General features: G+C 65.4%; 24 protein-coding genes and 1 tRNA gene. 14 read left to right on the top strand and 11 right to left on the bottom strand.

Translation table 11 applies throughout. The features are described from left to right. The first annotated feature begins 12 nt into the window (after positions 1–12). Positions 13–1,317: a nicotinate phosphoribosyltransferase gene (gene pncB, locus U0025_RS07090; RefSeq protein WP_004212284.1), complete on the top strand. Its 1,305-nt coding sequence runs from the start codon at positions 13–15 to the stop codon at positions 1,315–1,317. On the opposite strand, the gene U0025_RS07085 is transcribed toward pncB, so the two are convergent. From U0025_RS07085 to U0025_RS07065, 5 genes are all read right to left on the bottom strand, one after another. Beyond that, positions 1,314–2,324 carry an alcohol dehydrogenase catalytic domain-containing protein gene (locus U0025_RS07085; RefSeq protein WP_004212283.1) on the bottom strand — a complete coding sequence of 337 codons (1,011 nt, stop codon included), beginning with the start codon at positions 2,322–2,324 and terminating at the stop codon, positions 1,314–1,316. The genes pncB and U0025_RS07085 overlap by 4 nt on opposite strands. Continuing rightward, on the bottom strand, positions 2,321–3,514 hold the full coding sequence (locus U0025_RS07080; protein WP_004212281.1) for a sulfotransferase family protein: 1,194 nt from the start codon (positions 3,512–3,514) through the stop codon (positions 2,321–2,323). The genes U0025_RS07085 and U0025_RS07080 overlap by 4 nt, the downstream gene beginning before the upstream one ends. Before the next feature lie 17 nt (positions 3,515–3,531). Further along, the gene (locus tag U0025_RS07075; protein WP_004212279.1) at positions 3,532–4,704 is read right to left on the bottom strand and encodes a hypothetical protein; all 1,173 of its coding nucleotides are present in this window, start codon (positions 4,702–4,704) and stop codon (positions 3,532–3,534) included. Positions 4,705–4,814: 110 nt separating this feature from the next. Then, complete coding sequence (locus U0025_RS07070) at positions 4,815–5,774, bottom strand: transporter (protein WP_004212278.1); 960 nt, start codon at positions 5,772–5,774, stop codon at positions 4,815–4,817. Positions 5,775–5,841: 67 nt separating this feature from the next. Continuing rightward, entirely contained in the window at positions 5,842–7,401 is a 1,560-nt protein-coding gene (locus U0025_RS07065; protein WP_080604558.1) for an inorganic phosphate transporter, read from the bottom strand. A 199-nt stretch (positions 7,402–7,600) separates the two neighbouring features. Between U0025_RS07065 and U0025_RS07060 the strand changes: the two genes are divergently transcribed. The 8 genes from U0025_RS07060 (at position 7,601) to U0025_RS07025 (ending at position 13,763) form a co-directional block, all read left to right on the top strand. Then, the gene (locus U0025_RS07060; protein WP_004212275.1) at positions 7,601–9,235 is read left to right on the top strand and encodes a Na+/H+ antiporter; all 1,635 of its coding nucleotides are present in this window, start codon (positions 7,601–7,603) and stop codon (positions 9,233–9,235) included. After that, positions 9,232–9,861 (top strand): TetR/AcrR family transcriptional regulator, encoded by a 630-nt coding sequence (locus U0025_RS07055; protein WP_004212273.1) that lies wholly within the window; start codon positions 9,232–9,234, stop codon positions 9,859–9,861. Before U0025_RS07060 ends, U0025_RS07055 begins: the two co-directional genes overlap by 4 nt. 98 nt (positions 9,862–9,959) lie before the next feature. Beyond that, positions 9,960–10,742 (top strand): sterol desaturase family protein, encoded by a 783-nt coding sequence (locus tag U0025_RS07050; protein WP_004212271.1) that lies wholly within the window; start codon positions 9,960–9,962, stop codon positions 10,740–10,742. 3 nt (positions 10,743–10,745) lie between these two features. Then, positions 10,746–11,210 (top strand): VOC family protein, encoded by a 465-nt coding sequence (locus U0025_RS07045; RefSeq protein ID WP_004212269.1) that lies wholly within the window; start codon positions 10,746–10,748, stop codon positions 11,208–11,210. Between the two features lie 79 nt (positions 11,211–11,289). Further along, on the top strand, positions 11,290–12,153 hold the full coding sequence (locus U0025_RS07040; RefSeq protein ID WP_004212263.1) for an SDR family NAD(P)-dependent oxidoreductase: 864 nt from the start codon (positions 11,290–11,292) through the stop codon (positions 12,151–12,153). A gap of 93 nt (positions 12,154–12,246) precedes the next feature. Further along, the gene (locus U0025_RS07035) at positions 12,247–12,762 is read left to right on the top strand and encodes a nitroreductase/quinone reductase family protein (protein WP_004212262.1); all 516 of its coding nucleotides are present in this window, start codon (positions 12,247–12,249) and stop codon (positions 12,760–12,762) included. A 16-nt stretch (positions 12,763–12,778) separates the two neighbouring features. Next, positions 12,779–13,192, top strand: coding sequence for an EthD domain-containing protein (locus U0025_RS07030; protein WP_004212260.1), 414 nt, complete (start codon positions 12,779–12,781; stop codon positions 13,190–13,192). A gap of 16 nt (positions 13,193–13,208) precedes the next feature. Next, entirely contained in the window at positions 13,209–13,763 is a 555-nt protein-coding gene (locus U0025_RS07025) for a nuclear transport factor 2 family protein (RefSeq protein WP_004212259.1), read from the top strand. A 175-nt stretch (positions 13,764–13,938) separates the two neighbouring features. On the opposite strand, the gene U0025_RS07020 is transcribed toward U0025_RS07025, so the two are convergent. Further along, on the bottom strand, positions 13,939–14,814 hold the full coding sequence (locus U0025_RS07020) for a LysR family transcriptional regulator (RefSeq protein WP_004212258.1): 876 nt from the start codon (positions 14,812–14,814) through the stop codon (positions 13,939–13,941). Positions 14,815–14,929: 115 nt separating this feature from the next. Here U0025_RS07020 and ilvD point away from each other — a divergent pair, with 115 nt between their 5' ends. After that, on the top strand, positions 14,930–16,783 hold the full coding sequence (ilvD, locus tag U0025_RS07015; protein ID WP_004212257.1) for a dihydroxy-acid dehydratase: 1,854 nt from the start codon (positions 14,930–14,932) through the stop codon (positions 16,781–16,783). 46 nt (positions 16,784–16,829) lie between these two features. Here ilvD and U0025_RS07010 read toward each other — a convergent pair whose 3' ends face one another. After that, the gene (locus U0025_RS07010; RefSeq protein WP_037491427.1) at positions 16,830–18,977 is read right to left on the bottom strand and encodes a dipeptidyl-peptidase 5; all 2,148 of its coding nucleotides are present in this window, start codon (positions 18,975–18,977) and stop codon (positions 16,830–16,832) included. A gap of 185 nt (positions 18,978–19,162) precedes the next feature. On the opposite strand from U0025_RS07010, the gene U0025_RS07005 reads away from it, so the two are divergent. Together U0025_RS07005 and U0025_RS07000 are read left to right on the top strand one after the other, a co-directional pair. Next, complete coding sequence (locus U0025_RS07005) at positions 19,163–19,513, top strand: cupin domain-containing protein (protein ID WP_004212254.1); 351 nt, start codon at positions 19,163–19,165, stop codon at positions 19,511–19,513. A gap of 143 nt (positions 19,514–19,656) precedes the next feature. Then, positions 19,657–19,731: transfer RNA gene (locus tag U0025_RS07000), tRNA-Asn, on the top strand. A gap of 157 nt (positions 19,732–19,888) precedes the next feature. Here U0025_RS07000 and U0025_RS06995 read toward each other — a convergent pair. Genes U0025_RS06995 through U0025_RS06985 form a run of 3 tightly spaced genes read right to left on the bottom strand, consistent with a single transcriptional unit; the run spans position 19,889 to position 22,618 of the window. After that, complete coding sequence (locus U0025_RS06995) at positions 19,889–21,253, bottom strand: SPOR domain-containing protein (RefSeq protein ID WP_004212251.1); 1,365 nt, start codon at positions 21,251–21,253, stop codon at positions 19,889–19,891. 33 nt (positions 21,254–21,286) lie between these two features. Further along, a complete protein-coding gene (locus tag U0025_RS06990) occupies positions 21,287–21,883 on the bottom strand; it encodes a hypothetical protein (protein WP_004212249.1) in 597 nt (198 codons plus the stop codon). Positions 21,884–21,898: 15 nt separating this feature from the next. Next, on the bottom strand, positions 21,899–22,618 hold the full coding sequence (locus tag U0025_RS06985) for a ParA family protein (RefSeq protein ID WP_004212248.1): 720 nt from the start codon (positions 22,616–22,618) through the stop codon (positions 21,899–21,901). A gap of 186 nt (positions 22,619–22,804) precedes the next feature. On the opposite strand from U0025_RS06985, the gene U0025_RS06980 reads away from it, so the two are divergent. Then, positions 22,805–23,836, top strand: coding sequence for an SPOR domain-containing protein (locus U0025_RS06980; RefSeq protein WP_037491417.1), 1,032 nt, complete (start codon positions 22,805–22,807; stop codon positions 23,834–23,836). Positions 23,837–23,854: 18 nt separating this feature from the next. Here U0025_RS06980 and gcvA read toward each other — a convergent pair whose 3' ends face one another. Further along, the gene (gene gcvA / locus U0025_RS06975) at positions 23,855–24,754 is read right to left on the bottom strand and encodes a transcriptional regulator GcvA (RefSeq protein WP_004212246.1); all 900 of its coding nucleotides are present in this window, start codon (positions 24,752–24,754) and stop codon (positions 23,855–23,857) included. An 88-nt stretch (positions 24,755–24,842) separates the two neighbouring features. On the opposite strand from gcvA, the gene U0025_RS06970 reads away from it, so the two are divergent. Further along, entirely contained in the window at positions 24,843–25,859 is a 1,017-nt protein-coding gene (locus U0025_RS06970; RefSeq protein ID WP_004212245.1) for a DUF1338 domain-containing protein, read from the top strand. The last annotated feature ends 27 nt before the right edge of the window (positions 25,860–25,886 follow it).

The raw sequence follows: 25,886 nt of genomic DNA, 5'->3' as shown, positions 1-25,886 counted from the left end.
CATCAGGTTCTCATGGTCTTCACCGATATCGCCACCCGCACCTACAACCATAATTGGCGGCTCGACCCGATCGTCCGCAGCCTGCTCGACACCGATTTCTACAAGCTGCTGATGCTGCAGATGATCCGGCAGCAGCATCCCGATGTCCAGACCACCTTCAAGCTGATCAACCGCACCCACCATGTGCGCCTGGCCGACATCATCGATGAAGGCGAACTGCGCGCCCAGCTCGACCACGCCCGCTCCCTACGGTTCGGCAAGAAGGAATTGATCTGGCTGGCGGGCAACAGCTTCTATGGCCGCACCCAGATGTTCAGCCCGGATTTCATCGCCTGGCTCGCCGACTTTCGCCTGCCGGAATATGAGCTGCGTCAGGTCGATGGCCAATATGAGCTGCGCTTCCACGGGCTCTGGATCGACACGATGATGTGGGAGATCCCGGCACTCGCGATCATCAACGAATTGCGATCGCGCGCGGCGATGAAGGGGCGTGGCCGCTTCGCGCTCGACGTGCTCTATGCCCGTGCCAAGGCGAAATTGTGGGAAAAGGTCGAGCGCCTGAGCGCCCTGCCCGATCTCGTCATCTCCGACTTCGGCACACGCCGTCGCCACGGCTTCCTGTGGCAGCGCTGGTGCGTCGAGGCGCTGAAGGAAGGTCTGGGCGACCGCTTCATCGGCTCGTCCAACGTGCTGCTGGCGATGGACGCCGATCTGGAAGCGATCGGCACCAACGCGCATGAATTGCCGATGGTCCAGGCGGCACTGGCGCCAGACGATGCAGCACTGGCCCGCGCGCCCTGTGCGGTTCTGGAACAATGGCAGGCCCATTACGGCGGCAATCTGCGCATCGCCCTGCCCGATGCGTTCGGCACCGCCGCCTTCCTGAATGATGCGCCGGACTGGGTGGCCGACTGGACCGGCTTCCGCCCCGACAGCGCCCCGCCGATCGAGGCGGGCGAACAGATCATCCGCTGGTGGCAGGAAAAGGGGCGTGACCCGCGCAGCAAGCTACTGATCTTTTCCGATGGCATGGATGTCGACAGTATCGAGGCGACCTATCGCCACTTCCACGGCCGCGTGCGCATGAGTTTTGGCTGGGGCACCAATCTCACCAATGATTTTCGTGGCTGCGCTCCGTTCGAAACCGACGGGCTCGATCCGATCTCACTGGTGTGCAAGGTGGTGGACGCCAATGGTCGCCCGGCGGTCAAGCTGTCGGACAATCCCGCCAAGGCGACCGGCGATCCGGCCGAGATCGACCGCTATCTGCGCATTTTCGGCGACGACGGGCGAAAGACGGTCGCCGTCCAGGTCTAGCCGCAACGGACATGCACCTTGGTCTCTTCATTGGTCCCGCGCAGCGTCGCCATCATCGCCGGCAATTGATCCAGCGCGATCGCGTTGCTGATGATCGTCTTGGGGTCGACATGCCCCTTGTCCATCTGGTCGGCAATGTGGAGGAATTCCGCCATGCGGTAGCCGACGGCAAATTGCAGGTTGACGCATTTATAGGATGCCAGCGCCGGAATGATCGCATCCGGCGCCGTGCAGAAGCCCAGCGACACGATCCGCCCGAATGGCGCGACATGGTTCACCGCCCGCCCCAGCATCCCGTCCACCCCGACAGCCTCGAACACGATCCGGGGCGCGCCGCCCAGCGCTTCGATCACCTGCCCCTTTTCCTCGTCGCCAAAAGAAAAGAAGGCATCGGCACCCATGGCGATCGCCAGATCGCGCCGCCGGGCGGATCGCGACAGGACCACGATCCGCCCCGCCCCCAATCGCCGCGCCCAGTAGATGGCATAGAGCGCAACCGTGCCGCCGCCGAGCACCAGCACCGGGTCGCCGGGGCGGATATCGGCAAAGCGCGCGCCATACAGGCTGACGGCCAGCGGTTCGATCAGCGCGCCATCGGCCAGGGACAGGGTTTCGGGCAGGCGTACCGCCGCACCGGCCGGCACCACCGCAAATTCGGCAAAGCCCCGCATCGCGCCGCCCGGCTTTGCGCCGCACAATACCGGATTACCATGTTCCTGGCAGGGAGTGCACTGGCCGCAGCCGATCGAGGGCATGACCGCAACCCTGTCACCAGCCCGAAAGCGATCGACACCCGCGCCAACGTCCACCACTTCGCCGGCATATTCATGGCCGATCTGTACGCCGCGGCCATAATCCCACATGCCCCCCCTGGTCATCGACAGGTCGGTGCCACAGATGCCGCAGCGGTGGACGCGGATCAGCAATTCCCCCATGGCCGGTCGCGGATCGGGCAGGTTGGCGATGACGATCGGCTGACCATCGCCCGGATAGATGGCCGCCTTCATCGTCCTGTCTCCGCCAGGTCGAAGCGCGCCACATAATCGCCAAACGCCGACCGCACCTCTTGCGCACTCATGCCATAGTCAGCGATCGAATAGCGATGAACGCCATGCTGCATCTCGGGCTTGTCCGCGATCCGCTGTGCCATGGCCATGCGCGTCGCATCGGGCATCTCCATGCCGATAAAGGCATAGATTCGCTCCAGCACGGCCATGGGCTGCGCATGGAAATCGCCATGGACGATATCGAGCAATTGGCCCGGATGGCGTTCCGCCACCTTTTCCGCCTTGCGCACGGCATGGGACCATTTGGCCGTTTCGCGTGCCAGCATCAGCGCGCCGCGCTCGGCCGCCCGCCCGTCCTCCATCGCGCCATGCCCCGCCATCAGCAACGACACGAGCGAAGGCAATGCCCTGGCCGGATCGCGATGGGTCTGGATCACCCTTGCATCGGGAAAGACGGCAAAGAGCAGGTCTAGATTTTCGATATGGCCAGGATTCTTGAGCAGCCAGCGCTTGTCCGGGTCGTTGGCGCCGATCAACTGCACACAGCGGCGATAATGGTCATAGCCCGCCGCCTCGCTCTGCGCGCACCACCACGCGTCATAGCTTGCCGCCGACCAGCCGCAGCTCCACAGGTTGGAAACAAAGGACTGGCGCAGCAGCATGCAGCATTCATGCACTTCCTCGGCCGCGACATGATGCGCGGCCCGCTTGGCTGGCGCATCGACATAGCGCCGCTCCAGCAAGGCGACCGAACGGCGGAAATCGGCATCGTCCTGCCAGCTTTCGACCGGTGGACGCGGACGCGGCGTATCGAGCAGCCAGCTTTGCAGACCCTGGAAGCGCGGATCGACCGCCATCAACCGATGCAGCGCCGTGGTCCCGGTGCGCGGCACGCCGGTGATGACGACAGGGCTCAGGATCGGCCGGGCATCGAAGCCCGGATGCGCCTTCATCGCCGCGATCGCACTTGCCCGGCCGCGCAGAACGCCCACCACATGTCCCCAGGCAGTGCGCCGCCCCGCCACGGTAAAGCGCGGATCATAATCCATCGACCGGAGCAGCACGCGAAGCCCCGGCAGATAATCGTCAGGGCCAAAATCATCATGGCCGGTTTCCGCCGTCACCAGATCGTGCAGCTGATCGAGCGCGGCGGCGAAGCGTAGCGGCGGTTCATATCCGTTCGACATCATTGGCAATCCCCTCCCTTTCACCAGCGCCGCCGACGCTGGCAGGCCCGCACCCGCAGCCGCAACTCCTCGGCGCGCTGCTGCGGCGTGACGATCGGCGTGTCGGCGGGCAAATGGGTGCGCAGCGCGTTCAGCTTCACCCGCGTGATGGTCGGCACCGGCGCGCTGTCGCAATCATACCAGCGGCCATAGATGCCGCCTTCGCGATAACCGGCCGGATCGAGCCAGTTGGGCACGCCGGGGTCTTCCAGCGCGATGACGGCCCGATATTTGCCGTCACGGCTCAGCTTGGCATAATGGCCGTTGCTGCTGGACAGGCGATAGACATATTCCAGCGCGTTGAAATAGGGGTCGTTGAGCTGGATATTCCAGTATGGCGCATGGGCGGGGATATCGGTCTCGATGATCAGCGCCTCATCGGCGTCGAACTGGAAGCAGGCCGGCCAATAGACCTGCTTGGCAAGCGCGCCGGGCATCCGCACCGGCTCGAACCGGTTGAAGCCAACCCGCTCCTTCACGCCATTCTGCATCGGATAATAAAGCCGCGTCTTGCGACCGGGGAATTTGGCCATTTCCCGGATGCGCGCGACAATCTCCTCCGGCGAAAGGCGCGGCTTGGGCGGCACTGGATCCAGACATTCGATCGTCAGTTGCGGATCAACCTCGTTCAGCCAGTCATAGCTGCGATAGCGCACCATCAGCCCGCCCGCCTGAGGATCGATCGGCGCCCATTTGCCAGCATAGCCCGCCGGGCGCTGGGCGCTCAGGATCAGTTCGAAATGCTCCCCCGGCTCCAGCCCCAGATCGCTGTCGTCCACCTCATGATGGCCATTGGGTCGGGGCATTTCATCCACCGTGCCGGACAAGGCCCTTTGGGTGGTGAAGCTCAATATCTTGCAGCTGCCCCGATTGCCGGCGATGCGGTAGGTCAGATCCCCGCAGATCGGCGACTGGAGGTAGATATCGTCCGGATTGGGCTGGAGCGTATAGACCGGGTTCCACAAGGGTGCCCAATCGGGATGCTCCGGCGTGGCATGGAAATAGGCGAAATAGGCATAGGACAGGCTGGTCATCGTCTGGCGATAAACGTCGGCGCGATAGGCCGGATCATCGGGGTGCCAGGTGTCGCCAAGATTGGCGACCGCGCTCTCCAGGTCAGTCATATAGGCCAGGATGTCGGGTTCGATGATCATGATGGCATGCCTCTCCTCTGCCACTGGCGGGCAGTACATAGATAGTATTCACTATCATTTGATTTTAGGAGAGGCCCCGGCCCAAGATCGTCGGCGCGATGGATCGCGGTTCAGCGCCGCATGAATCCCATCCAGCGCAGCAGGCAATAGCTCACACCCGCCGCCCCGGCCGCCACCAGTGTCGCGGTCAGCGTGCCGTGCGACGCACCGGCAAAGGGCATGCCCCCGGTGTTCATGCCGAACAGTCCGGTGACCAGGGTCGCCGGCAGCATCAGCGCGGTGATGATCGACAGGATATAGAGATTCTGGTTCGTCCGTTGCGCCGCCTGTATGTCCAGTTCGTCGCGCAGCAACCGCAATTGCGCCTGCCCTTCCAATATGTCGGCGTCCAGCGCCTGCAACCGCTGGGTCAGTTTCTCGACCGTGGGCAGCAGAGCGTCCGGCAGTTCTTCGTCCCGCTCCAGCCGCTGGAACACGCCCCGCGCGCCGGCAAGCAACCGATGCAGTTGCGCCAGCCGGCGACGAATGCCGATCAGGTCGCGAGGCTGGGGCGGATGATGCCCCTCCAGAAAGGCGTCCTCGGCGCGCTGGATGTCGGCCGACAGGGTCCGGCTGATATCGGCGATATTCTCGGCAATGGCGCCGACCAGCAGGTCCAGCGCCTGTGCCCCGCCGATCACGCCCTTCGTCCGCTCCAGCCGATGGCGCGCGATGTCGGCGCAGCGCAGCGGATGCAGCCGGGTGGTCAGCATCAATGTCGGCGTCAACGCCATGCGCAGCGCACCCACCCGCGCGGTATCCGCCACATCGAAATCCCGCTCGAAATCATGCAGGACGCAGCCGACCGTGTCGCCATCGACCAGCGCCCGCTGATGCGTATCGGGCGCCAGGATCAGTTCGCGCACCGCCTCGGGCAGCATCGCCGCACCCTCGATCCATTGCCGCGTGCCATGATCGGCCAGGTTCAGGTGCAGCCAGCGAAAGCCGCCCGTCGTCCCGCCATCGCAATGATCCACCGGCCTGATCGCGTCAGGCGCGAAGTCCAGCCCCCAGATCAGCCCCGGCCCCATGCCCGGAACCGGTAAGATGATGGGGATCAGCGGGTCGTTCCGGTCGCCGATATGCCGCTCCTGTCGATCAGAAGATCTGCGCGAAGACCATATATAGCAGCCCTGCGAGCAGGATCGAACAGGGCAATGTCAGCACCCAGGCCATCAGCAGGTTGCGCACCGTCGCCATCTGCAGACCCGATCCATTGGCCGCCATCGTGCCGGCCACGCCCGACGACAGGACATGGGTGGTCGATACCGGCAGGCCCATATGGTCCGCGCCGAAGATCGTCGCCATCGCCACCAGTTCGGCCGATGCACCCTGCGCATAGGTGAGGTGCGTCTTGCCGATCTTCTCGCCCACCGTGACCACGATCCGCCGCCAGCCGACCATGGTGCCCAGGCCCAGCGCAAAGGCGACGGCAATCTTCACCCAGGTCGGAATGAAGCGGGTGCCGGCATCGAGCGATCCCTTGTAGGTCGTCAGCGCCGTCATCTTCGCTTCAGAAAGCCCCGCCGCCTTCTCCTTGCCCAGTCGCTTGATCGCTTCGGAGGCCAGATACATGTCGTTGCGGATGTTGGAGACAGCAGCGGCCGGCACCTGCGCCAGCGATCCATAATTCATCACCTGCCGATCGACATCGGCGATCAGCACCGACAGCGCCGGCATGGTCGTGTCGGCAAAACGCTTGTCGGCGATATAGCGCGTGACCTGCGCCCGTGCCTCGGCCGGCTGCATCATGGCGGGCGCATGCTGGCCAAGCGCCGCCGTGGCGGCAATCGAATTGGCATGGAATTCGGTCGTGTAGCGAGCCGGCACCGCGCGGTTGAGCGCATAGGCGGTCGGCACCGTGCCGATCAGGATCAGCATGATGAGGCCCATCCCCTTCTGCCCATCATTGGAGCCATGGGCAAAGCTGACGCCGGTGCAGGTGAAGATCAGCAGCGCACGGATCCACAATGGCGGCGGCATGCCATTTTGCGGCTCGCGATAGAGCGCCTTGTTGCGGACCAGGACTTTCATTGCCACGAACAATAGCGCCGCCAGGCCAAAGCCGATCAGCGGGGAAAAGAGCAGCGCCTGGCCGATCTCGGTCGCCTTGCTCCAGTCTACGCCGGACGTGCCGCTCTTGCCGTGCAACAGCGCATTGGCGACGCCGACGCCGATGATCGATCCGATCAGCGTGTGCGAGCTGGACGACGGGATACCCAACCACCAGGTGGCGAGGTTCCATAGGATCGCCGCGATCAGCAGCGCGAACACCATGGCGAAACCGGCGCTGGACCCGACCTGCAGGATCAGTTCGACCGGCAGCAGCGACACGATGCCGAACGCGACCGCGCCGGTCGACAGCAGCACGCCCAGAAAATTGAAGAAGCCCGACCAGACCACCGCGATATTGGCCGGCATCGCATTGGTGTAGATCACCGTCGCGACCGCATTGGCGGTGTCGTGGAAGCCATTCACGAATTCGAAGCCGAGCGCGATCAGCAGCGCCAGGAACAGCAGCAGGAAGGGCAGATAGGCGGTCGGCGCCAAGCCCACCGCCGTCGCATCGCTATAGACGCTGTAGACGACATAGATCAGCGCGGCGATGATGGCAGCGCCAAAGCCGATCGAGCCGGCCATGCCCAGCCCCTTGTCCATCTCGGGCCGGCGTGCCCCGCCAATTGCCACGCTTGCATTCATCGAATCGTCCCCGAACGGCAAATAATGTTAACCCTCTAGGTCCGCTGCATGACAGCCGCGTTGCGGTGCTGAAATCGAAGGAAAATTCGCGCCCGGCGCTTGCCCATCGGCAATCCGTCCGCCTAGTGTCGCCCGGCATATAAGTTGGAGCGAAGATTTGGACGTCATTTCGGTCGTATTATTTCTGTTGCTGGCTGTCGTCGTCAGTGGCGCCCTGTCGCGCATGATGCCGATTTCCATCCCGACACCTCTGGTCCAGATCGCCCTTGGCGCGATCATCGGCCTGTCGACATCGCACAGGGTCGCGCTCGATCCCGAAATATTCCTGCTCTTGTTCCTGCCGCCTCTGCTGTTCCTCGACGGCTGGCGCATTCCCAAGGATGAACTGCTCAAGGACGCCTCGACCGTGGTCGAACTGGCGCTGGGGCTGGTGCTGACCACCGTCATCGGCATGGGCTTCTTCATCAACTGGATGATCCCGGCGATGCCGCTCGCCGTCGCTTTCGCACTCGCCGCCGTTGTCTCGCCGACCGATCCGATCGCCGTGTCCGCCATCGCCGCGCGCGTGCCCATTCCCAAGCGCATGATGCACATACTCGAAGGGGAGTCGCTGCTCAACGACGCATCGGGCCTGGTCTGCCTGCGCTTTGCCATTGCGGCGGCGCTGACCGGCAGCTTCTCGGCCGGCGATGCCGCACTCAATTTCCTCTGGCTTGCCTTTGCCGGCATCGCGATCGGCGTCGGCGTCACGCTGGTCGTGTCGCGCGCCAAGGCCTGGGTCACGCGCCGCTGGGGCGAGGAAACCGGATCGCAGATCCTGGTCAGCCTGCTGATCCCCTTCGGCTCCTATATCCTGGCCGAACATGTCCATGCCTCCGGCATCCTGGCCGCCGTCGCGGCCGGCGTCACGATGACCTTCGCCGAAATCTCGCGCGAGGCGATGGCCGAAACCCGGATGCGCCGCAATTCGGTGTGGGACACGATCCAGTTCACGCTCAACGGCATCATCTTCGTGCTGCTGGGCGAACAATTGCCCGGCATCCTTGCCGAAGCGAAGCGCACGGTGGCGCTGACCGGCCATACAGAACCCGGCTGGCTGGCACTCTACACGGTCGCGATCGTCGCTGGCCTGGCTGCGCTGCGTTTCCTGTGGGTGTGGTTGTCGCTGCGCTTCACCATCCTGCGCAACCAGTATCGCGGCGTCGATGGTCCGCGCCGGCCCAACTGGCGGCTGGTGGCGGCGACCTCCTTCGCCGGGGTGCGCGGCGCCATCACCCTTGCCGGTGTGCTCACCCTGCCGCTCGCGCTCAACGACGGCACGCCCTTTCCGGCGCGCGACCTTGCCATCTTCCTGGCCGCCGGGGTCATCATCCTGTCGCTGATCCTGGCCAGCGTCGCACTGCCGCTGCTGCTCAAGAATCTCGACATGCCGGCCGAAGCCAACAAGGCCGCGGAAGAGGACGCCGCCCGCATCGTCACCGCCGAGGCAGCGATCCAGGCGATCGAGCGGCATCAGCATGACCTGGCCGAAACCCATGGCCATGCCGAACGCTATGCCGAGGCTGGCGCGCGCGTGATGGACCTGTATCGCGAGCGGATAGAGGCCCTAGGCGCAGCCGAAGCCGACAGCCTGCGTGCGCAGGGCGCCCTGTTCCGCGATTTCCGCATGGTCGGCGTCGCGGCGGAACGCGCCGCCCTCCTCACCCTGCTGCGCAGCCGCAAGATCGGCAGCGAGGTCGGGCGCAAGCTCACCCGTGAGCTTGACCTGTCCGAAGCGCGCCTACGCGCATGAACGGCGGCGACGCCAACAAGCCGGCCCGGCGGCCGCGCCGATCCTCGGCGGAGGTCGCCAGCCGACTGATCCAGGCGGCGCAGGAGGAATTTCGCCGCCATGGCTATGCCGGCGCGACGACCGCCGCCATTGCCCGCGCCGCCGACACGACCGAGGCGCAACTGTTTCGCAGCTTCGCGTCCAAGGCCGCACTGTTCCAGGAAGCCGTGTTCCGCCCGCTCAGCCAGCATCTCGAACGCTTCAATGCGGATCATCCGGTGCCGCAGGACGATGCCAGCCGCGCGGATACCGCACGCCTCTACATCGCCGAACTGCAACGCTTCGTCACCGAGCATGAGGCACTGCTGCGGGCGATGATGCTGACTGGCGGCCCGGCGGGAGAGACCGGCAATCCGATCGAGAGCCTGGCCGCCTATTTCGAGCAGGGCGCCGCCGTCCAGTCGGCCCGGATCGAGGGTAGGCCACGCGTCGATCCGCGCCTGATGGTCCGCGCCGCCTTTGCCGCGGTGCTCGCCAATCGGCTGTTTCGCGACTGGCTCTATCCGGCGGGGCTGGCGGACGATGCCAGCATCGACTCCGCGATCGCCGATTTCGTGCTGGACGGGATCAACGCCAATCGGGGCTGAGCGTCCGCCCGCATTTCCAGCCTATGTGTCAGCGCCGACAAATTCCCCGGCCCATCCCATGATAGCAGACCCTTCTGTCTGCAACGGGAAGGACCGGCGTGCTGGAATATCTGGGAAAGGGCGAGCATCTTCTCTCGCTATGGCTTGGCCTGTTCGTCGCGACCGGGATCGGGGCAGGCATCGTCAGCGGCTATTTCAAGGCGCGCAAGATCCAGCCGCGCGGCTTCAAGTGGAAAATTTTCCGGAACGAAGCCGGCTTTGCCGTCATCAACCTCGCCATCACAGGCCTGCTGCTCGGCACGATCAAGACCAAGCTGGTCGCAATCGGCGCGATCAGCTTCAATCCGGCGCCCGCCGTCTGGTGGACGATCGCGCTCGAATATGCGCTCTATTTCTTCCTGTTCGACACCTATTTCTACTGGCTGCACCGCTGGATGCACAAGGAACCGGTCTATAGCTGGGTCCACAAGCTGCATCACAAGTCGACCTCCCCCAACCTGCTTACCACTTTGTCGGTCAGCCCGCTGGAATCGCTGATCAATGGCGGCTTCGTGCCGCTGTTCCTGGCCGTCTTCACCGTCCATGACGCGACCGTCGCGCTGATCGTGCCGACCAACATCATCATGGGCCTCTATGTCCATTCCGGCTATGAGATGCTGCCGCGCTGGTGGAACCGCAGCTGGGCGACCAAATGGTTCATCTCCGCCACCTTCCACGATCAGCATCATCGCTATTTCACCGGCAATTTCGGTGGCTACACGACGATCTGGGACCGACTGTGCGGCACCATGCGCCCGAAGTTCGAGCCGGATTTCGACAAGATCAAGCAGCGCCGGAAGACGGACGACGCCCCGGTTACCACCGCCAGCGAAACTGCCTGAACCATGCGCGACATCGCCCTTCTGCTCGCTCTGCTGCCCGTCGGCGCGGCCCCGCTCCGTGCCCAGACGCCACCACCGGTCGGCGCGACCCTGATAGCGCCCGGCCTGCCCGTGGCCGATCTCGACAAGGCGCTGCGTTTCTATCAGGTCGCGCTCGGCCTCGTCCCCGCCACCACGCTGCAACATGGGCCAGTGACCGAAGTCATGCTCTGCGCCGACGGCAAGGCCGGCCGGCTGACCCTGATCCTGCTGCACGACAAGGCGCAGAAGGCGCCGCCCACCGACAACGGCATCGCCAAGATCGTGCTGCGCGTGCCAGATCTGTCGGGCGTTGCATCGCGCATGCAGGCAGCGGGCTATCCGGTCGGTGCGATCCGCGCCTCGGGCAAGGGCCCCTCCATATTGATGATCCACGATCCCGACGGCCATGAACTGGAGCTGGTCGGCAATCCGCCCAGCCCGGCCTAACGCCGAAGCGATATCTCCAGCATCTGCATGGCCAGGCACAGACTGCTTGGGTTAGCCCGGCGCCCCAAGGAGAGAATGGATGAGCCAGACACCCAAGGTCGCGGTCGTCACCGGCGCCAGTCGCGGCGCGGGCCAGGGCATTGCCACCGCGCTCGGCCAGCATGGCTGCATCGTCTATGTCACCGGGCGCTCGGAAAAGGCCGGCGACGCCCCCCTGCCCGGCACCATCTACGAAACCGCCGCCGCCGTGACGGCAGCCGGTGGACAGGGCATTGCCGTGCGGGTCGACCATGGCGATGACGAGCAGACCCGCGCGCTGTTCGACCGGGTGCGCGCCGAACAGGGGCATATCGACATATTGGTCAATAATGTCGCCGCCATCCATGACGAACTCACTTTGCCCGGCCGCTTCTGGGAAAAGCCGCTGAAGCTGGCCGACATCATCACCGTCGGCATCCGCAGTTCCTATGTCGCCAGCTATCATGCGGCACCGATGATGGTCGATCGCGGCCAGGGGCTGATCGTCTTCACATCGGGGTCGGGCGCCTCCCATTATGTCTATGGCCCCGGCTATGGCGCGCACAAGGTCAGCCAGGACAAGATGGCGGCCGACATGGCCGTCGACCTGCGCGATACCGGCGTCACCGCCCTGTCGATCTGGATGGGCGCGCTGCGCACCGGACGCCTGCTGCAACTGATCGCGTCGGACCCGGCCAAATATGCCTATCTGGAAAAGATGGTCGAAACGCCCGAGTTCACCGGCCATGTCATCTGGGCGCTGTCGCAGGATCCGGCATTGGCGCACCATGCCGGCCAGACCCTGATCGGCGCGGAACTGGCCGAAAATTACGGGCTGCGCGACGCGGGCGATCGCCGGCCGCCCTCCTACCGGCAAAGCTACGGCGTCGCGCCGCTGCCCCAATATACCCGGATCATCCGCTGAACCGATCGGCCAAGCATCGCCATGGCGACGCCCTTTTCAGGTCCGTCCGGCGCCGGGCTGGTTTACACCGAAGTTGACAGAGAGGAGGCCGTCATGAGCGACGACAGTTCCGCCGCCATCCGCGACACGCGCAAGGACTGGATCAGCGAGCATCGCGACATGTATCTGCGATCGGGCGGGGCGCAGGGCCATATCATGGACATCAGCGCCGTCGGCGGTCATGGCTTCACTACCCACTGCATGATCCGCTATACCGGCCGCAAGAGCGGCAAGACCTTCATCACCACCCTCATCTATGGCGATATCGGCGGCGAAGTGGTGATCGTCGCGTCCAAGGGCGGCGCCGACCATCATCCCGCCTGGTATCTCAATATCCGCGACAGCGAGACAGTCGACTTCCAGGTCGCGACCCAGGCGTTCCGCGCGACCTGGCGCGAGCCGCAGGGCGAGGAACGCGATCGGGTCTGGGCCTTCATGTGTCAGGTCTTCCCGGCCTATGCCGGCTATCAGCAGTCGACCGATCGCCTGATCCCGCTGGTGATGATGAAGGCGATCGAACCGATCGACGGCTTCAAGGCGTCGGACGCCACCGGCGAACGGCAATATTGAGCGCGGGAGGAGAGCCATGATCAAGCAGATCGTCTTCCTCAGGAAGCGCGACGACCTCTCCATGGACCAGTTCATGGACTATTATGAGAACCAGCATTCGCGCCTGTCGCAGAAGATGGGCGCCAAGCCCGCCCTCCCCAATGCCCAGCGCTATGTCCGCCGCTATGTCACGCCCCAGCCCAACCCGCTGACCGGCGAGGTCATTCATCCCGGCTATGACTGCATCATGGAAATCTGGTGGAACAGCCTGGCCGATTATCAGGCCGCGATGAAGGGCCTGTCCGATCCCGCGATGCTCGACATCCGCAAGGCCGACGAACTGCAACTCTTCGCCAGCAACAGCAACCCCGTCTGCCTGGTCGAGGAACATGACAGCCCGATGGGGCCGAATGGCGAGATGATGCAGGTGCAACTGGTGCCGCAGGACTGAAAGGGAAGAGCTGGAGATGGACCTGGAACAGGAAGTCGCCGCGCTGCGCGCCACCGTGCGCGACCTGCAGGACCGGCAGGCGATCCGCGATTGCATCCTGCGCGAATGCCGCGGACGCGACCGGCAGGATGTCGACATCATCAACAGCTGCTGGTGGGAGGATGGCGTGGACGAGCATGGCCCCATCATCACCCGCGCGCCCGACTATGCGGCGCGGGCCAATATGGGCCATGGCAAATTCTTCCTGTCGACCAGCCACAATATCACCAACCATCTGTGCGAGATCGACGGCGACACCGCCTATTGCGAAAGCTACACGGTCGGCGGCCTGTTCTGGCAGGATGGCAAGACCACGACGATCGCCTTTGGCCGCTACATCGACCAGTTGGAACAGCGCGGCGGCGAATGGCGGCTGCTTACCCGACGCTGCACGATCGAGATGACCGCCGACACCGATGCGAGCTGGGTCTATTCCGCCAATGTGAAGGGCTTCCTCAAGCCCCACTGGAGCAGGGAAGACGCCTCCTACCAGCGCCCCGTCATCGCCTCGACCCAGGGCGAACGCTGGTAGCCCAGCGTGGCGATTATTGGCGCGAAACCGCCCCCGCAGAAAATTTCTGCTTGCTTCACATAAGGTTCATGGACCGGACCTATAGATGTGGCTGTCACTTCTTCCCCCCCTTGGAGTGACACCTCCCTGAACCTCGGCCCCGTCGCATCCCTTGTGCGACGGGGTCTCTTTCTGTTCAGGCCATGGCGCGGGCGACGCCCAGCAACCCCGCCAGCGTCGCGCCATCATCGTCCCGCCGCCAGGCAAGGCCGGTCTCCAGGATCGGCGCATCCTGCAGGTCGAGATAGCGCACGCCGGTTCGCGCCAGGTTGCGCAGCGACGCCGGCACCAGCGCGATGCCCATGCCCGCCGACACCAGGCTGATGATCGTCTGCATCTGGATCGCCTCCTGCCGGATCAGCAACGGCTGCCCTCGGCCGGCCAGATAGCCGCTCACCAGATCGTGGAAGGCCGGCGCCACCCGGCGCGGGAAAAGGATCAGCGGCCGGTCGAGCCAGGGATCACCCTGCGCCTGGTCATCCGCCACCCAGCCGTCGGGCACCGCCACCACCAGCGGCTCGCGCAGCAACGGCATATAGGCAAGCGCATCGGGAAGCGCGCCATCAGGGGCGATCAATATGCCGGCATCATTCACCCCGTCGATCAGATCGGCAATCTGCACGTCGCTGGTCGCCTCGGTCAGCGCGACCTCCACCTCCGGGAAGCGGGCGGCATAATCGCGCACCAGCGCGGGCAACAGGCTATAGTCTGCGGTGCTCACGAAGCTGAGGCCAATCTGCCCCGCGCTGCCGTCGCGCAGGCGGCGGGCAATGTCCGGCAGCGCGCTGACCGCTTCCACCGCCGGACGGACATGCTCCAGCCATTGCCGGCCAAAGGCGGTCAGTGCGACATTGCGCTTCGACCGGGTGAAGAGCGGCGCGCCCAGTTCCCGCTCCAGCGCCAGGATCGACTGGCTGAGCGGCGGCTGGGTCATGCCCAGGCGCTGCGCCGCCCGGCCGAAATGCAGCGTGTCGGCAACAGCCAGAAAATGGCGCAGCGGGCGAAGGTCCATGGCGATAAAGTCTCCCTTCGACCTTATACCGCTTCAATAATATATTTCACAACCTTTGCGCAAAGGCGTAGGGGGCAGCCATTGCAGGGAAACAAGATTACAGGAACGGCGCAAAATGCCTCATTATCGTTCACGCACTAGCACCCACGGCCGTAACATGGCGGGCGCGCGCGGCCTCTGGCGCGCCACCGGCATGAAGGACGAGGATTTCGGCAAGCCGATCATCGCCATTGCCAATTCATTCACCCAGTTCGTGCCCGGCCATGTCCATTTGAAGGATCTGGGCCAACTGGTCGCGCGCGAGATCGAAGCGGCCGGCGGCGTCGCCAAGGAATTCAACACCATCGCGGTCGATGACGGCATCGCCATGGGCCATGACGGCATGCTCTATTCGCTGCCCAGCCGCGATCTGATCGCCGACAGCGTCGAATATATGGTCAATGCCCATTGCGCCGACGCGCTGCTGTGCATTTCCAACTGCGACAAGATCACGCCGGGCATGCTGATGGCCGCGATGCGCCTCAACATCCCCGTCATCTTCGTGTCGGGCGGACCGATGGAGGCCGGCAAGGCCGACATTCGCGGCAAGACCGTGGCGCTCGACCTGGTCGACGCGATGGTCGTCGCCGCCGATGAGAGCTACACCGACGAGGAAGTCGCCGCGATCGAGAAGGCCGCCTGCCCCACCTGTGGCAGCTGCTCGGGCATGTTCACCGCCAACTCGATGAACTGCCTGACCGAAGCGCTGGGCTTGTCGCTGCCGGGCAATGGCTCGATCCTGGCGACCCATGCCGATCGCGAGAAGCTGTTCCGCGAAGCCGGCCACACCATCGTCGACCTCGCCCGCCGCTGGTATGAGCAGGATGACGCATCCGCCCTGCCCCGCAACATCGCCTGCCATGCAGCCTTCGAAAATGCGATGAGCCTCGACATCGCGATGGGCGGTTCGACCAACACGGTGCTGCATCTGCTGGCCGCCGCGCATGAAGGCGGCGTCGATTTCTCGATGGCCGATATCGACCGGCTGTCGCGCCGCGTGCCGTGCCTGTGCAAGGTCGCGCCGGCCAAGCAGGACGTGCATATGGAGGATGTCCATCGTGCCGGTGGCATCATGGCGATCCTGGGCCAGCTCGAACGCGCCGGCCTGCTCGACACCAGCCTGCCGACCGTCCACGCCACCACCATGGGCGAGGCGATCAACCGCTGGGACATCAGCCGCACCAACAGCGAGGCGGTGCAGGAATTCTTCAAGGCCGCGCCCGGCGGCGTGCGCACCACCCAGGCCTTCAGCCAGAATAATCGCTGGAAGGAACTGGACATGGATCGCCAGACCGGCGTGATCCGCAGCGCCGAACATCCCTTCTCCAAGGATGGCGGCCTCGCCGTGCTGTTCGGCAATCTGGCGCCCGAAGGCTGCATCGTGAAGACCGCCGGCGTCGACGACAGCATCCTGACCTTCCATGGCACGGCCCGTGTCTATGAAAGCCAGGACGCGGCGGTCGCGGGAATCCTGGGCAATGAGGTGAAGGCGAACGACGTCGTCGTCATCCGCTATGAAGGGCCCAAGGGTGGCCCCGGCATGCAGGAAATGCTCTATCCGACCAGCTATCTGAAGTCGAAGGGGCTGGGCAAGGCCTGCGCGCTCATCACCGACGGGCGCTTCTCCGGCGGCACGTCGGGCCTGTCGATCGGCCATGTCTCGCCCGAGGCGGCCGAAGGCGGCCTGATCGCGCTGGTCGCGACCGGCGATCCGATCCTGATCGACATCCCCAATCGCGGCATCCAATTGCTGGTCGACGATGCCGAACTGGCGAAGCGCCATGAGGAGATGGTGGCGCGCGGCAAGAAGGCGTGGAAGCCGTTCGGCCGCAAGCGCAACGTCTCGCCGGCCCTGCGCGCCTATGCGGCGCTCACCACCAACGCCGCGCGCGGCGCGGTGCGCGACGTCAGCCAGGTCGAAAAGGACTGATGGAAAAAGGCCCGGTCGATGAACGACCGGGCCTTTTTCTTTGGGCTTACTGCGCCTTGGCCGCTTCGGGCGCGGCGATCGGGCCGCCCTTCACTTCCGGCGCCCCCTTCAGATAATGGGCCAGCCAGCCCTGCACCTCGCGGTAGAATTGGCGGCTATCCTCCGGCTTGGTGATCCAGTGCCAGGCATCGGGGAAGATCAGCAGGCGGCTGGGCACCTGCATCCGCTGCAAGGTCGACCAGGTTTCCAGCGTGTTCGCCAGCGGCACGCGGAAATCGCGCTCGCCCGCGGTCAGCAGCATCGGCGTCTTCCAGTCCTTGCCATAGGTGATCGGGCTCTGGTCGCGCCACACCGGGCTGTCGCCCCAGGGCGGACCGCCGCTCGCCACTTCGCGGCCATAGTTGAAATCGCTGGTGCCCCACTGGGTCAGCAGGTCGACTTCGCCGGCATGGCTGACGATGCACTTGTAGCGGGTGGTGGTCGCCTCCATCCAGTTGGCGAGATGGCCGCCATAGCTGGCGCCGCCGATGCAGGCATTGGCCGTGTCGATAAAGGCATAGCGCTTGCCGGCCTCATCCACCGCCTGGTTGATCTCGTTCGCCGGGCCACGCAGCGGATCAAGCTTGATCGCGCGCGAGAAGGCCTCACCATAGCCGGTCGAGCCGGTATAGTCGGTCATCAGCACGACATAGCCGGCGCTGGCGAGCAGGTGATAATTCCAGCGCAGGCCGATCTGGTCTATGTTGGACGATGCCGGGCCGCCATGCATCAGCACCATCAGCGGATATTTCTTCGCCGGGTCGAACGCCGGGGGCGTGACGATCATGTTGTGGATGCGCCGGCCCTTGTCGGTGGTGAACCAGAAATGGTCCGGGCTGGCCCAGTCGATCGTCGCGGCGAGCGCGGTGTTGACGTTGGTCAGGTTCTTGTGTCGCTTGGCCGCCGGGTCGATCCGCACGATTTCCGCCGGGTTCACCGAACTGCCATAGCTGGCGATAATCTGCGTCGACTTGGCGTCCGACGGAATGTCGATCCCGGCATAGCCGCCGACCTTGGGCGCGATCACCAGTTCGGGCGTGCCGCCGCTCACCGGCACGCGATAGAGATTTTCCATCCCCGCGTCCGGCACGGTCAGATAGAGGCTGCGGCTGTCGGGGGTCACGGCATAACCGTCTACCTCGCGATCGAACGCTCCGGTCAGCAGCGTCGCCGCGCCGCCCGCCGGCCAGGCGACACGATGCAGCCGGGCCAGGTCATACACCTCCTCGCCCTGGCTATTATATTTGAAGATCAGGCTCTTGCCGTCCGGCGTGAACTTCATGTCGCCATATTCGCCCGGCGTCGGCGTTAGCAGCACCGGCTCGCCGCCGTCCGCATTCATGCGATAGAGGCCGAAATTGACGCGGGCATGGGCCGCATTCCAGCGTTCGGTGGTGGCGGTGAAGATGATCTCCTTGCCGTCCGGGCTCCAGACCGGCGCCAGCGTCATGCCGCCGTCGCTCTGGGCATTGCCGCCAAAGCCATCGGCCTGCGCCAGCCTGGTTGCGGACAGGATATCACGCGCCGGCGCACCTTCCGCCAGCGGCTGGACCCAGAGGCTCGGCCGCTTGTCGTCCAGCCAGTCATTCCAGTAGCGGATCGGGAAATGCTCATAGACGCGCATATTATATTTGCGCGCCTTGCGTTCCTCGGCCGTCTTCTTGTTGGCGGCGGCGTCCATCGCGCCGGGATAGACCGCGCTTTCGAACAGGATCGCCTGGCCATCGGGCCGCCAGATCGGCTTGCCCGCGCCGGTCGGGATGCTGGTCACGCGGCGGGCTTCACCACCGGCCAGGTCCAGCACATAGATTTGCGCGACATCGTCGCCCTCGCGCTTGGCGGAAAAGGCGATGCGGCGGCTGTCGGGGGCCCAGGCCGGATCACCCTCGCCCGCCTTGGTCGCGGTCAGGCGGCGCGGCGCGGCCGATCCGTCGGCCGGCACGATCCACAGGTCGCTGACCGCGCCATCCTTCTCATAGGATGGTTCGCTGAGCGCATAGACCACCCATTTGCCGTCCGGGCTCGCCACCGGCGCGCCGACGCGCTTCATCATCCACAGCGTTTCGTGGGTCAGCACCTGCTTGGGCTGCGCGATTGCCGGCGCGGCGCACGCGCCCGCCACCATTGCCGCCGACAGCAGCAAACGGGATATCATTGTCACGGTATCAAACCCCTGTTCTGACATTGGGCCGAACGGCCAGGCCGCATGGTCAGCACGATAGGCGCAGGATTTCAAGCAACAAGCGCGGCGACAACGGAGATGGCACGCCCCGTCCCACAGGCTGACGCCCCGGTAAAAACCCCCATTTCCAATTTTCCGCCAATCGGCATCATGCGCCGATGACATGCCCACCTCCTGCATTGCCGGTCGACGCGCCGACCAACCTGCTCGATATCCCGTCCGGACATGCGGCCGAGGAACTGTTCGAGGATATAGTGTCGATGCCGGGCGTGCGGATCGAACGGATCATATCCCACGGTCACAGCACACCGCCAGAGCGCCCCTATGTCCAGCATTGGGATGAATGGGTGCTGGTGCTGGCCGGGACCGCCGAACTGCTGCTGGAAGGGATTGGCACCTATCGCCTGGAACCGGGCGATCATCGGCTGATTCGCGCGGGCATACCGCACCGCGTCACCCATACGGACGCGCCGACCATCTGGCTTGCCATCCACATCGGCGAAACCTGAAAAACCGGCGGAAAGGACGAGAATGCGCCCGTTCCGCAAGCGTATGCACATGCACAGTTTTTTTGAGGAATGGCAAAAGCAGCGCTTGCCATTTGGGACAAGCCGCTGCATATGCGCGGCCTGCCCGGCGCAAGCGGGGCTGCTCCCCGATAGCTCAGCGGTAGAGCATTCGACTGTTAATCGAATGGCCGTAGGTTCGAATCCTACTCGGGGAGCCACTATTTCAGCCCTTGGCAAGGCCGGGCTGGCTCCAGACAATCCGAAATTCAGCGCATCGCACGATTGCGGCACTCGCGGCGCGCAAATGCATTGCGGGCCGGAACCTTTCGGCCCGGCCCGCAAGACGTGATGGTCACGCCCGAAGGCGCCGTGCAATCAGCGCGATGCGAACTGGCGACCGCGCGTCGATGCCACGGCCCAGCGCTGCGGCGTCGCGTTCGGTGCGCCTTCCCGCACGAAACACTGGCCGTGCTGCGCCTTGATCGACTGGCACAAAGTCTGCGCATCCGCACGGCTGCCAAAGCCGCTGATCGCGATCCGGTGGAAGGTCCGACCATTGACGGTCGCCTGGCTGGTCAGCACCGGGAAGGCGGCGATGCGTCCGTTGACGCGCGCCATGCTGGTCCATTTTTCCTTGGCCACGGCCGGCGAATTGAAGGCGCCAAGCTGAACGACCCAGGCGCTCGCCCCCGTGGTCACCGGCTTGATATAGGCAACCTGCTGCATCCGAGCCGCCGGGCTGGCAGCGGGAGCAACCTTGGCCCTGGCCGGCTTGGTCTTGGCGACGGCCAGGACCGTCATCGGCTTGGGCGCAGCCTTGACCGCGGGTGCGGGCGTGGACGCCGGCACGGCAGTTTCGATGATCCGGGTGTTGAGCGCAGACGCGGCAGGGGCCGGCTCTGCCGCCGCCATCTCGATCGGCGATCCGGTCGGTAGGTCCAGTACCGGGGCCGGCTCGGTCGACGCCGCGGCCAACGCCACCGGTGCGGCATCCGGCGCAGCGGGCGCCAGCGCCAGCACCGCCGGCTGGCCCTGATCGGCGCCGTTGACGGTAACGCCCATCAGCGCGGCGACGCGCTGCGGCGCCAGTGCCGGGTCGGCCATGCCGGCCCATTGGGCGATACGCTGATTGGCGGCAAGCGGCGCCAGATCGAGCCCGGCGACCAGCCGCGCATCCTTCCAGCGACCGGCCAGCGCATAGGCATAGGCCAGGTTCTGGCGGGTGCGCGCATTGGCCGACGGATCCTGGATCGCGGCGGACAGGATGCGGACGCCTTCGGTCGGATCACCGGCCATGGCGAGCGCCAGGCCATAATCGCCCGCCGGCACATTGTCGGTATTGGCCGCCAGCAGATCGCGCGCGGCATCATTCTTGCCGAGCGCCACCTCGACCAGCGCCAGGCTGACGATGGTGCGCGAATCGCGGTTGCCCAGGGTCATCGCGTCGGTGAAGGCCGTCTCGGCCGAAACGAAGCGGCCATCCAGCACATAGGCACGGCCCAGCAGCTGGCGATATTGCGCATTGTCGGGCGCCGCCTGCACGGCCGCTTCCGCTGCCTGCACGGCCTTTGCGCCGTCGCGATCCGCCAGCGCCTTTTCTGCCGCCTCGGCCGGCTTGCCGGGGTTGGCGTGCTTGACCGCCGCCGATCGCGGATGGAATGCCGCGCCGGTGCAGCCGACCATCGTCGTCGCCACCATCAAGGAGGAAACGGCCGCCTTGCCAAATGCCGTTCGTTTCATGACCTTACCCACCTATAATCAAAGATCGCCGCGTCAGTGCGGCAATTGCTGGGCAAGCCGATCAATCTCGGGCAGCCCTTCGAGGAAAGCATCCAGTGCTTCGGTAACAACCTGTTGCGCCGACCGGCCAGTCACGGCCGCCGCCAGACGCAGCTTGAGATGACGGCCCGCATCCAGCCGCAGCGTGAAGGCCGCCTTGCGTGCGTTATCGACTGCCATCGCCTTGGCCGGTGCGGCGCGCACCGGCGCCGGCTTTGCCCGCATCGGCTTGGCAGCCATCACCAGTTCGGCCGGTTCCGGCTCGGCTTCCACCGTCTCGGGCAGAACAACCTGCGCCACGCGCTCGGCCAGTTCCTCGCGTTCGGTCACGACCGCCGGGACCGGAACCGGTGCGAGCACCGTGGTCATCGGCGTCAGGCCGGTGGCGACGGGCGCGGTCGGCGCGGCAGGCTCGTCATCGTGCATCGGCACGTCGAAACCCATGTCGTTCCAGCCCAGATCGTCGGACACCATGCCGGCATTGCTCGGGCGACCAAAGCCCAGCATCGGGCGGCGCATTGCCGGCGTGGCTGCGCCCTTGCGCGCCAGCAGGCCGGACGTCAGGGAAGCGATCGGTTTGGCTTCAGCCATGATAGCCCCCTTTTCTTACTGCACGACGCGGCGGCCGAAGCCACCACCGGCGGGACGCGAAGCAGCGGCGGTGCCGACGCTGTTCTGGGGCACGGAAAAGACCGTGCGGCGGAAATTCTTTTCCAGGCGATCGGAGATATAGCTCCACAGGCCCGTTACTTCGGCGGCCGACTTGCCCTTGGGATCGACCTCCATCACCGTGCGCCCGTCGATCATCGAGGCGGCGAAATCGGTACGATGGTGCAGCGTCACCGGCGCCACCGTGCCATGCTGCGACAAAGCGACAGCGGCTTCGGAGGTGATGCGCGCCTTGGGCGTCGCAGCATTGACGACGAAGATCAGCGGCTTGCCGGCGCGTTCGCACAGGTCGACCGTGGCACCGACAGCGCGCAGGTCATGCGGGCTCGGACGGGTCGGCACGACGATCAGTTCGGCAACCGAAATCACGCTCTGGATCGCCATGGTGATGGCCGGCGGCGTATCAATGACGGCCAGCTTGAAGCCCTGCTGGCGCAGGATTTCGAGGTCGGCGGCCAGCCGCGCAACCGTGGTCTGGGCAAAGGCGGGATATTCGGCCTCGCGCTCGTTCCACCAATCGGCCAGCGAACCCTGGGGATCGATGTCGATCAGCACGACCGGACCGGCCCCGGCCAGCTGCGCCTGTACGGCCAGATGACCGGACAGGGTCGTCTTGCCCGATCCGCCTTTTTGCGATGCCAATGCCAATATGCGCACGCGCCTTCCCCCAGGTAAATCCAGTTCCGAAACGATTTGGCATGGCGCCGCCTAAAATTCGGTTAACTGGTCTGGCAACCTTGTTGAGGATCACCTATCCCCGGTTTCACATCATGGATCCGGCAATGCTAAGAAGGCGTTAACCTTGTTTGACGATAGTGCCGGACGAATATTCCGGTCTGGAGCATGGATATGAAGCCTATCTGGGGAGCCGTTGCGTTCGGCACGCTGTTGACGGCCGCCTTGCCGGCGCTTGCCGATGTGAAGGCCGGCGTCGATGCCTGGCAGCAGGGCGATTATGCCAAGGCGATCGCCGAATGGCGCCCGCTCGCCAATGCCGGCGATCCCGATGCGCAGTTCAATCTGGGCCAGGCCTACAAGCTCGGCCGCGGCGTTCCGGCCGATCTCAACAGCGCCGTCGACTGGTATCGCAAGGCAACGGCGCAGGGCCACGCCCGCGCCGAGGATAATCTGGGCCTGCTGATGTTTCAGCAGGGCGATCGCGCCGGGGCCATGCCCTATCTGCAGCATGCCGCCGCCCGCGGCGAAACCCGCGCGCAATATATTGTCGGCACCGCCCTGTTCAACGGCGACATGGTCGGCAAGGACTGGGTCCGCGCCTATGCGATGATGACCCGCGCCTCCGCCTCCGGCCTGCCACAGGCGACCACCAGCCTGCAGCAGATGGATAAATATATCCCCGCCGACCAGCGCAAGCAGGGCCTTGCCCTGGCCTCGTCGATGGAAGCGCAGGAAAAAAGCCTGGCCAGTGCCAGCCTGACCCTGCCCGCGACAGCGACCCAGCCGCGCCCGGCTTCTCCCGCCCCGGCACCAGCGAAGCAGGTTCCCGCACCCGCAACCCAGGTCGCGGTAGCCAAGCCGCAGCCGGTCGCGCCCAAGCCGGCACCGGAGGCAGCCAAACCAGCCCCCTCCAAGCCCGCGCCGCCCAAGCCCGCGCCGTCCAGGATGCCGGCACCGGCCGCCGGCGGCGACTGGCGCGTCCAGCTTGGCGCGTTCGGCGACGAAGGCCGCGCCCGTGCGCTGTGGAGCCAGTTGACCCGCAAGGTCAGCGGCCTCTCCGGCTATCAGCCCTATCTGGTCAAGGCCGGCAGCGTGACCCGCCTTCAGGCCGGACCGATCGCCAGCAGCGCCGACGCCTCGCGCCTATGCAGCAGCATCAAGGCCGCCGGCGCGGACTGCATGCCGAAGAAGAACTAGGCACCCTAGCGCGGGCGCCTATTCCGCGCCCGCGCTCGCCAGCATCCAGGCGCGGAACCGTGCCAGTCCCGGATGGCCGCCAAGCCCCGTGGGATAGACCAGATAATAGGCCTGCTCGCTCGACAAGGGGCGGTCGAACGGGATGACCAGGCTGCCCGCCTCCAGCTCCGGCCGGATCAGGAAGCTGGGGATCAGCGCCACGCCCGCCCCCGCCACCACCGCCTGCGCCAGCATCAGGAAATGCTCGAACGCCGGCCCCGGCGGCAACGGCCCCGCCTCGACGCCCGCCGCCGCGAACCAGCGCGCCCAGGCGTCCCGCCGCGAACTCTGGCTCAGCAGCGGCTTGCCCAGCAGATCGGCCGGTGACCGCAGCCCATTGGCCGCCAGCCAGTCCGGCGCGCAGACCGGCACCATCTGCTCGCGAAACAGATAATCCTGTGCCACGCCGGGCCATTCCTCCGGCAGGCCATAGTGGATCGCCGCGTCAAATTCCTCCTGCGCGAAATCGAACGGGTCGGATCGCGATGCGAAATCCACCACCAGATCGGGATGCAGCGCGCTGAGGCCCGGCAGGCGCGGCGCCAGCCAGCGCATGCCGAAACTGGGCAGGGTCGCGATCCGCAGTGCCCCCTGCGCCCGCCGCGCCGCCACCCGCCGGGTCGCCCGCCGAATCCGGTCGAGCGCCGGGCGGATCTCCTCGGCATAGGCCTGTCCCGCCTCGTTCAGTTGCACCCGTCGCCCGACCCGGTCGAACAAGGGCGTCTGCAACCAATCCTCCAGCAGTGCGATCTGGCGACTGACCGCGCTCTGGGTCAGCCCCACTTCCACCCCGGCGCGCGAGAAGCTGCCATGGGTCGCGGCCGCGTCGAAACTGTTGAGCGCGCTCATCGGCGGCAGCCATTTGCGCGCCCTATCCATTCCCGTTCCGCATCAAGTGATGACAGCTCCCTATTTGCGCGACCCACCCTATCCTGCGATAAGGACGCTGTCATCGTGGAGCGTTCTTATGTCGTCACAGAATGAAAGAAGCATCGTCGCCCTGGTTCAGTCGGTGCTGGGCGAAGACGCCGGCAAGGCCGCACTGGACGCACTGGCGATCGATCCCGCGCTGCTGGCGCAAAGCGGCCCGACCGTCAGCCGCGCCGCCTTTGCCATGGCGATGAACGTCATCCTGTTCCACGACCTGCTCGAACGGGTGCCGAGCGGCGCGGCCTATGTCGCCGACACGCTGGCGCGTGGTGGCCGGGTGATGTTCGACCATGGCGCGCTGCGCACCATCCGCTTTGCCGATGGGCCGACCGGCGCCCTGCCCGCTGGCGAGGATGCCTTCACCCGCATCTTCCTGCCCTTGGGCTATCGCATGGCCGCCCTCTATCCGCTCGATCGCCTCAAGATGACCGGCCGCGCCTATGCCCATGTCGACGCACCCGAGGCGATCCCGCAATTCTTCCTCTCCGAACTGCATGTCGACCGGTTCGACGCGGAATTTGGCGCGGCCGCGACCCGCATCTTCGGCACGTCGCGCGATCCGCTCGACGCCCCGACCATTGCCCTGCTCGACCGCTATGCCGCCGGCGAACCGGTCGGCTTCAATGACGCAGCCGCCGCCCTGTCCGTCATCGTCTCCGCCTTCGACCGCCAGCATGAACCGCCGGCCTTTGCCGATTATGAGCTGCTGCTCTCCCGCTCCAACGAAGCCGCCTGGATCGCGACCGAGGGCAATGCCTTCAACCATGCCACCGACCGCGTGCCCGATGTCGCCGCGCTGGCCGATCGCCTCAAGGCGGAAGACCGGCCGATGAAGCCCAAGCTCGAAATCTCCGCCACCGGCCGCGTCCGCCAGACCGCCTTCCGTGCCGACAGTGTCGAGCGCCTGTTCGCCGACCGCGATCTGCGCAGCGTGCCCGGCTCCTTCTACGAATTCATCAGCCGCGATATCGACCCGGACACCGGCACGCTGGACCTCGCCTTCGACACCGGCAACGCCACCGGCATCTTCGCCATGACCAGCGCCAAGGCTTGATCGCGGCCCCGGCTTGAGGCAACGCCT

Origin of the sequence: Sphingobium yanoikuyae (genome assembly GCF_034424525.1) — a bacterium.
GTDB lineage: Bacteria > Pseudomonadota > Alphaproteobacteria > Sphingomonadales > Sphingomonadaceae > Sphingobium > Sphingobium yanoikuyae.
The sequence above is the reverse complement of the archived record's forward strand: the minus strand, read 5'-3'. Positions and strand labels throughout refer to the sequence as shown.

Coding starts and splice junctions, on each gene's coding strand:
- pncB (WP_004212284.1), top strand. CDS start 13: ATGGTCTTCACCGATATCGCCACCCGCACCTACAACCATAATTGGCGG.
- U0025_RS07085 (WP_004212283.1), bottom strand. CDS start 2,324: ATGAAGGCGGCCATCTATCCGGGCGATGGTCAGCCGATCGTCATCGCC.
- U0025_RS07080 (WP_004212281.1), bottom strand. CDS start 3,514: ATGATGTCGAACGGATATGAACCGCCGCTACGCTTCGCCGCCGCGCTC.
- U0025_RS07075 (WP_004212279.1), bottom strand. CDS start 4,704: ATGATCATCGAACCCGACATCCTGGCCTATATGACTGACCTGGAGAGC.
- U0025_RS07070 (WP_004212278.1), bottom strand. CDS start 5,774: ATGGGGCCGGGGCTGATCTGGGGGCTGGACTTCGCGCCTGACGCGATC.
- U0025_RS07065 (WP_080604558.1), bottom strand. CDS start 7,401: ATGGACAAGGGGCTGGGCATGGCCGGCTCGATCGGCTTTGGCGCTGCC.
- U0025_RS07055 (WP_004212273.1), top strand. CDS start 9,232: ATGAACGGCGGCGACGCCAACAAGCCGGCCCGGCGGCCGCGCCGATCC.
- U0025_RS07045 (WP_004212269.1), top strand. CDS start 10,746: ATGCGCGACATCGCCCTTCTGCTCGCTCTGCTGCCCGTCGGCGCGGCC.
- U0025_RS07040 (WP_004212263.1), top strand. CDS start 11,290: ATGAGCCAGACACCCAAGGTCGCGGTCGTCACCGGCGCCAGTCGCGGC.
- U0025_RS07035 (WP_004212262.1), top strand. CDS start 12,247: ATGAGCGACGACAGTTCCGCCGCCATCCGCGACACGCGCAAGGACTGG.
- U0025_RS07030 (WP_004212260.1), top strand. CDS start 12,779: ATGATCAAGCAGATCGTCTTCCTCAGGAAGCGCGACGACCTCTCCATG.
- U0025_RS07025 (WP_004212259.1), top strand. CDS start 13,209: ATGGACCTGGAACAGGAAGTCGCCGCGCTGCGCGCCACCGTGCGCGAC.
- U0025_RS07020 (WP_004212258.1), bottom strand. CDS start 14,814: ATGGACCTTCGCCCGCTGCGCCATTTTCTGGCTGTTGCCGACACGCTG.
- ilvD (WP_004212257.1), top strand. CDS start 14,930: ATGCCTCATTATCGTTCACGCACTAGCACCCACGGCCGTAACATGGCG.
- U0025_RS07010 (WP_037491427.1), bottom strand. CDS start 18,977: ATGATATCCCGTTTGCTGCTGTCGGCGGCAATGGTGGCGGGCGCGTGC.
- U0025_RS07005 (WP_004212254.1), top strand. CDS start 19,163: ATGACATGCCCACCTCCTGCATTGCCGGTCGACGCGCCGACCAACCTG.
- U0025_RS06995 (WP_004212251.1), bottom strand. CDS start 21,253: ATGAAACGAACGGCATTTGGCAAGGCGGCCGTTTCCTCCTTGATGGTG.
- U0025_RS06990 (WP_004212249.1), bottom strand. CDS start 21,883: ATGGCTGAAGCCAAACCGATCGCTTCCCTGACGTCCGGCCTGCTGGCG.
- U0025_RS06980 (WP_037491417.1), top strand. CDS start 22,805: ATGGATATGAAGCCTATCTGGGGAGCCGTTGCGTTCGGCACGCTGTTG.
- gcvA (WP_004212246.1), bottom strand. CDS start 24,754: ATGGATAGGGCGCGCAAATGGCTGCCGCCGATGAGCGCGCTCAACAGT.
- U0025_RS06970 (WP_004212245.1), top strand. CDS start 24,843: ATGTCGTCACAGAATGAAAGAAGCATCGTCGCCCTGGTTCAGTCGGTG.